The sequence below is a fragment of the Deltaproteobacteria bacterium genome (assembly GCA_020848745.1).
In the GTDB taxonomy this organism is placed as follows: Bacteria; Desulfobacterota; Binatia; order UTPRO1; family UTPRO1; genus UTPRO1.
The window spans coordinates 1-6,450 of record JADLHM010000006.1; the positions used below are offsets into that span (position 1 = coordinate 1).

4 protein-coding genes are annotated in these 6,450 nt (G+C 72.4%); 2 read left to right on the forward strand and 2 right to left on the reverse strand.

Annotation, left to right across the window (positions count from 1 at the left end):
- Positions 1 to 121: 121 nt before the first annotated feature.
- Positions 122 to 3,343 carry a cyclic nucleotide-binding domain-containing protein gene (locus tag IT293_00655; protein MCC6763147.1) on the reverse strand — a complete coding sequence of 1,074 codons (3,222 nt, stop codon included), beginning with the start codon at positions 3,341 to 3,343 and terminating at the stop codon, positions 122 to 124.
- Between the two features lie 3 nt (positions 3,344 to 3,346).
- On the reverse strand, positions 3,347 to 4,750 hold the full coding sequence (locus IT293_00660; protein MCC6763148.1) for a hypothetical protein: 1,404 nt from the start codon (positions 4,748 to 4,750) through the stop codon (positions 3,347 to 3,349).
- Between the two features lie 220 nt (positions 4,751 to 4,970).
- Here IT293_00660 and IT293_00665 point away from each other — a divergent pair, with 220 nt between their 5' ends.
- Together IT293_00665 and IT293_00670 are read left to right on the forward strand one after the other, a co-directional pair.
- The gene (locus tag IT293_00665) at positions 4,971 to 5,195 is read left to right on the forward strand and encodes a hypothetical protein (protein MCC6763149.1); all 225 of its coding nucleotides are present in this window, start codon (positions 4,971 to 4,973) and stop codon (positions 5,193 to 5,195) included.
- A 142-nt stretch (positions 5,196 to 5,337) separates the two neighbouring features.
- Positions 5,338 to 6,309 (forward strand): hypothetical protein, encoded by a 972-nt coding sequence (locus IT293_00670; protein ID MCC6763150.1) that lies wholly within the window; start codon positions 5,338 to 5,340, stop codon positions 6,307 to 6,309.
- Positions 6,310 to 6,450 lie beyond the last annotated feature (141 nt).

Genomic DNA, 6,450 nt, shown 5'->3' on the forward strand with positions numbered 1-6,450 from the left:
CAGCTGCACCTCTGGTAGCAGCGCCCTTCAGGGCGCTCACAGGGCCGCTCGTGAGCGGCCAACATTCCAGCCGCTTTGAGCGGCTCACTCTTCAAATTCCCCCGGCTTTGCCGGGGGATCATTAACCGGCATGGCCGCCGGGCGGGCGCGTGCCGGACCCGGCCGCCGCGTCGAGGTGGTCGTCGAGGAGGTCGCGGATGCGGCGGCTGAGCGTCTGGCAGATCGCGACCGCGATCGCCGGGTGCTCCTCCATCACCTCGAAGAGATCCTGGCGATCCAGGCGGAGGAGCCGCACCGGGCCGTCGGCGATCACCGAGGCGGAGCGGCGCTCGCCGTCGAAGACGGCGATCTCACCGAAGAACTCGCCCGGACCGAGCGCCGACACGGCGGTGCCTTCCTTCGTGACCCGCACGTGCCCCTCGACGATGAAGTACATCCGCGCGTCGAACTCGCCCTCGCGCACGATCGTCTCGCCGGCGGCGACCTGGCGTTCGGCGACGACGCGCGCGAGCTCGCCGAGCTGCCGCGTCGTGAGGCCGGCGAAGAGATCGAGCCGGCGCAGCAGGAGGATCATGTCGACGGGGGTCATGCGATGGTCCGTGCGTTCGTATGGCACGCTGCCGGTCACCCGTGCCAGCGTCTCCGCAGGGAGGGCGCCGCGCAGGAGATCCCGACTGAGGCCGTCGCTGGAGGCGAGCACCTCGGCGACCGCCTCCTCGAACGTCGGCAGCGGCCGGCCGAGCGCTTCGGCCGCGCGCCGTGCGAGCATGCCCGGGCTGCCGTCCTCGAGGAGCGGCAGGAGGCGTTCGCGCTCCTTCGGCGGCAGGAGCGCCTCGAGCGCTTCCAGCACGAGGGCGCGGTCGCGCGTGCTGTGCGTGCGCCCGAGGAGACGGCCGACGCGGGCGAGACGCTCGTCGTCGCGGGCCGCCGCGATGAGGACGACGGCCGTGTGCGAGCTCTCGTCGAGGCGTTCGCGCAGCCGCTGGAGCGCCGCGCCCGCGTTCGCGTTCAGGCGCAGCGCCTCGATCTGCAGGATCAGGCGACGGATGACGTCGACCTCACGGTCGACGAGGGTCTGCAGGCGCGCGGGATCGACCGGCAGCCCGACGAGGATCGGCAACACCGCCTCGCGGGCGCGGAAGCGTCCGAAGCGGAGCGTGTGCAGGAGTACGTCGACCGCATCGGAGCCGAAGGCGCGCAGCGCCCGCCGGGCCGCGGCGGCCTCGCGCGCGTCCTCGGCGGTGAGGTGCTGGACCAGGTCGCGCGCGGCGTCGGCGAGGCGGGCGTGACCGATGAAATCGAGGACCGCGATCCGCACCGCGACGTCCGGGTCGAGCCGGTGCGGGAGGATGCGGGCCGCGTGCGGCCGGAGGCGCTCGCCGTGGACCTCGGCGACCTCGGCGAGCGCGCGCGCGGCGTGCACGCGGTCCGCGGGCGCCTCGAGGGCGGAGAGCAGCTGCGCGAGCTGGGCGTCCCAGCCGGCGCCGGCGGTCGGGTGGCGGAGCTCGGTGCGGAGCTCCTCGCGGGCGAGGCGACGGGCGTCGGCGTCGGCGCTCGCGAGTGCGCCGCGCACCGCCGCGTCGAGCTCGGCGCTCGTCGTCGCGCCGGCCCGGGCGAGCGCCGCGCGCGCGGCGAGCGCGACCGCGGGGTGCGGATCGGCGAGGGCCGCGCGCAGAGCCGGCGGCCACGGCTTCGCACCGGGTCCGAGGAGACGTGCATAGGCCTGGACGAGGTGCGCGCGGTCGAGCGGACCGAGAGCGCCGGGGTTCGCGAGGAGCGCCGCGAGGTGGCGGACGCTCTCGTCCGGCATCAGGCTCGCCGCGGCGCCTTGCCGGAGCACGCGATGGAGCGCCGCGATCAGCACCGTCCGGTGCGCTTCCGGCGCGGCCCGGAGCGCGCGGGCGAGCGCCCGCACCGCGCGGCGCGGTATCGCCTCGACCACGATCTCACAGGCGGCGCGACAGCGCTCGAGGTCGGTGCTGACCAGGCTCTGCTCGAGGAGACGGACGGTGCCGCCGTCGAGGAGATCGGTGAGCGGCGGCGGATCCTCGAATTCGCTCCGCCGCGCCGTCGCTACTTGCAGGAGCATGGTCGGGTAGAGGCGCCAGAGGACGAGCGCCAGCACGAGCCACGCCGCGGCCACCGGCAGGCCGGCATAGCCGACCCAGAGCGGCGTCCCGAAGGCCAGGGCCGTGATGATGAGGACGTTGCCGACGAGGCCGCCGGCGCGCTTCACGGGACCGTCGATGAGCGTCGTGACGGCGGCGCGCACGCGCTCGGGAAAGAGCGTCACGAGGATGCGCTGCGCGGGGTCGTAGACGGCGTGGTCCTGGAGGTTCACGCCGGCGACGGCGGCGATGCCCGCGCCGAGGCTCAGCTGCACGCTCAGGCCGACGAGGCCGAGCAGGTAGATCAGCGGCGAGAGCGCCGCCGCCAACGGCACGCCGAGCCGCCGGAAGACCGCCGGCGTGCCGATCATCTGGATCAGCATGACGCCGACGTTGAGCCAGCCGCGGAAGAGCGCGTAGAGATCGAGGAGGCGCTGCTCGCCGCCGTGGCCCTGCGTCGCCTGGTCGGCGACGTACGCGAACTCGAAATACAGGATCGGGCCGAGGATCCCGGCGAGGAGCGACGCGAGCACGAGCACGCGGAAGAGGGCACCGCCGCGCCAGAGCGAGCCGAGCCGCCGGCTCGCGTCGTCGCCGAGCGGCTCGGCGCGCGCCGGGCGGTAGTAGCGCGCGGGCTGCATGCGCAGGAGCGGCACGATCGCGGCGGCGGCGATCCCCATCGTGATGCCCGCGATCGGCAACAACGCGGCGATGCCGAACGTGCGGCCGAGCCATCCCGACGCGAAGCTGCCGGCGATCGCGCCGAGCGTGCCGCCGGCGCTGATCTGGGCGAAGAGGCGCTTTCCTTGCCGCGCGCTCACGAGGCTGCCGACGGCGGTCCAGAACACGACGAGCGCGATCGCGTCGAGCTGCTTCGCGGCGAGGACGAGCAGGACGAAGGCGCTGTCCACGTTGGCCGCGACGAGCAGCCAGAGCGGCACCAGGGCGAGCCCGAGCGCGACGAGCGTCGCGATCAGGAGCCTGCGCGACTCCACGCGGAGCGCGAGGCGGCCGACGGCGAAGGTCGTGAAGGTGAGGAGGACCGAGTTGCCGAGGAAGACCCACGGCAGGCGGTCGACGCCGATGCGCTTCAGGAAGAGGGTGTCGGCGACGTTCGCGACCGAGATCGAGCCCCACGAGACGGCGAAGAGCGCGAGCGAGCTCCAGGCGAGCACGCGACCTTCGCCGTGCTCGACGGCGAGGAGGCGGGCGACCCGCGCGACCCAGCGCGTCACGGCTCAGGCGGCCGCGCCGCCGGCGCGCGCGGCGGCGAGACGCCGGTGCTCGCGAACGATCACCATCGCCGAGGCCAGCCACACCAGCACGAGCGCGACGGAGACGAAGAAGAAGTGCTGCGTCGAGAGGTGGAGCACCTGCACTCCGAGCAGCACGGTGAGCGCGGCGAAGCCGTCGCCCAGCCGCACGAACAGCGAATCGACCACCGGCTTCGCCTTGTACTTCATTTCGGCGGTCGTCGGCAGCCAGAGCACCTGACGGGCGGTGTTGTTGATCGAGTAGTCGACGCTGTTCTCGGCGACCTTCATGACGCGCACCATCCAGAGGACGGGTACGATCGCCATCGAGGTGTAGGAGACGAGCGCGATCGCCGGCAGCATGAGGAAGATCACGCCGAAACCGCCGTACTTGAGCAGGCGCGACGCCACGATCGCCTGGAGCACGAGCGCGGTGACGTTCACCCAGAAGTAGTAGCCGCCGTAGAAGGCGGCGGTGCCCGCGCGGACGAAGCTGATGACGGCGGCCGGGTCGACGATGCCCTTTGCCTGCCGTTCCTGCTCGAGGGCCTCCTGCACCACCCGGAAGAGCAGGTTCTCGCCGTTGGTGTTCACCCAGTTCGTCAGGAGGGCGACGATCGCGGCGGCGAAGAGGTAGCGGTGCCGCAGCACGAAGGCGAGCGCGCCGTGCCCATCACCGGTGGCGGCGGGAGCGGTCGGCCGGACGCGCGCCTGCTTCGGGGTGCCGAGCGGGCCGCGTGCGTCCGCGATCCGGGTGAGCAGGATCGAGAGCGCGAGCGGGACGTTGGCGAGCAGCAGCAGCGTTCCGCTGTCGAACCATCGCTCTTCGACGAGGAACCCGGTCAGGAACGAGCCCGCGGCCGCGCCTGCGGTCGCGCCGATGCCGATCAGCGGCAGGAGACGCTGGCCGCGTTCGTCGGCATAGAGATCGGCGGCGAAGGCCCAGAATTGGGCGACGATGAAGACGCCGAACATCCCCACCCAGAGATAGAACGCGATGCCGGAGCCCGGCAGGTTCGCGAGGATGAAGCCCGGCTGCAGCATCCAGAAGACGACCAGGCACGCCATGCAGGCCAGCGTCGCGCGGGTGATGAGCGTGCCGCGCGGCCAGCGGCTCGACAGGCGGCCGTAGTAGGAGACGACGCCCGCGAGGAGCAGGCTCTGCCCGAAGCTCGAGTACGCCTTGACCTCCATCTTCGAAAGCCCCGCGACGTCCGAGACCGCGATCCAGCTCTCGCGCAGCGGCTTGATGAAATAGTAGGCGCACAGGATCAGGAACACGTTCGCGAAGAGCACGAGGCTCGTCGGTCCTTCGCCGGCGCGGACGTCCGTGAAGATGCGGAGTATCCGTTCGAGCGTCGAAAGCCGGGTTCCTCGTTCCGCCTGCACGCCACCTCCCGCCAAGGCGGGGTAGCTCGACGCGCGGTCCGAGGCCTCCCCGATCAGCTCCGTCCGTCTCTACGACGGCGGCGCGGCGGTGACAAAGGGCCGCCGTTCGGTTGAGACCGCGGAAGCCCGGTGCTACCGTGCGCGGCGTTCGTCGTGGCGGTGCCTGACCGCCTCGCGTCTCCGCGGCCGCGCCGCGAGTTCCACGAAAGAAGGTCTCTCCATGGGTGGTAAGTCACGGACCTCCGTCACCAAGCGCCAGAAGGAACAAGCCCGGCAGCAGCGCCGCCAGAACAAGGAAATGCGCCGTGAGCAGCGGGCTGCGGAGAAAGAGGGGCGGCCTCAGGTCGAAGGCGAGGACCCGGACATCGCCGGCATCGTTCCGGGGCCCCAACCGCATCCCTTCCTGACCGAGGAAGAGATCCAAGAGGAGAACGAGGAGGGGTAGCGCGCCTCGCTCCGAGGCGGCGGACGATCGCCGGCGCCGCGCGGCGTCCTCGCGGCGTGGACCCGGCGCGAAATGTGAGCTAGACGCCGTGGCGCTTCGCAGGCGCAATGGCGCGGGGGCTCGGAGGCGGATGCAGGGACTGGTGCGATACGTCGCGGCGGCTGGGATGGCCGCGCTCATCGGCGTCTCCGCGGCGGCGGCGCAGTCCGTCGGGCCGACCGACCTGCAGCCGGCGGCGGTGCTCGTCATGCCGTTCGACGTGACGGCGGGGCATGCGAGCTTCATGCTGGTGAGCCGCATCGGCGACACGGTCGCGCCGCGCGCCGTCACCACGCACTGGGTCTTCTACTCCGCCGACTGCGGCCACCTCGCCGACCTCGCGATCGGGCTCACCGAGAACGACACGATCGTCGTCGACCCGACCCGCATCCAGAGCCAGACGCAGGAGCCCGGCTCGCCGCTGAACGAGCCGGCGGGGCCGGTGGTCGATCTGACGGGCGCGCGCGGCGTGGCGATCGTCACGGTGCAGGCGCCGCCCGGCGTCTCGCCGGTACAGCTCGTCGGCTCGTGGACGATCGCCGACCGGACTGCCGGCAGCGCCTTCGGCGCGAACGCCGTCGGCTTTTCGAGCCCGGCGCTGCCGGATCCGTCGCTCCTGGCGTTCGAGGGCCTCGTCATTCCGACGTTCGCCCCGTCGGCGCTCGACACGTCGCAGGTGATCGTGGTCGGCCTCGAGCAGCAGGGCGACTCGATCGTGCCGATCGCGCGTCCGAGCGCGGTGCTCGGCGGCGCCCACGTTTGCTGCAACGCCCAGGTCACCGACACGCTCGAGACGATCGTCTCGGTGCCCGACGTCTGCTTCGCCTGCGCCCTCTTCGCTCCGGTCGCTCCGACGCGCCTCCCGAGCGCGGACCCGCCGGTCGTCCCGCTCGCGACGGCCCCGGCGAGCGCGGGGATGGTCGTGCTGCGCGCGTGCCGCACGGCCGACGACGACGGCGTTCCGGTGCCGCTCGGCAGCGCTGGCGCGCGGCAGTTCCTGGTCGCGTTCCATGGACAGGCCGTCGGCCCGTTCGGCGTCGTCACCGCCGGGAAGTACGGCGCGCCGGCGTTCTGAGAGAGCCCTAGACGCAATGCCGGTCACATAAGACCGGGTTGAAGGTTTTGGATCGCTCCCAGCGTCCGCTATTCCCCTCGCGGGGTGGGGAGGTGGGACGATGGGGCTGGGGGAGGACCTGCTCGCCGGCGGCGAGGAGCG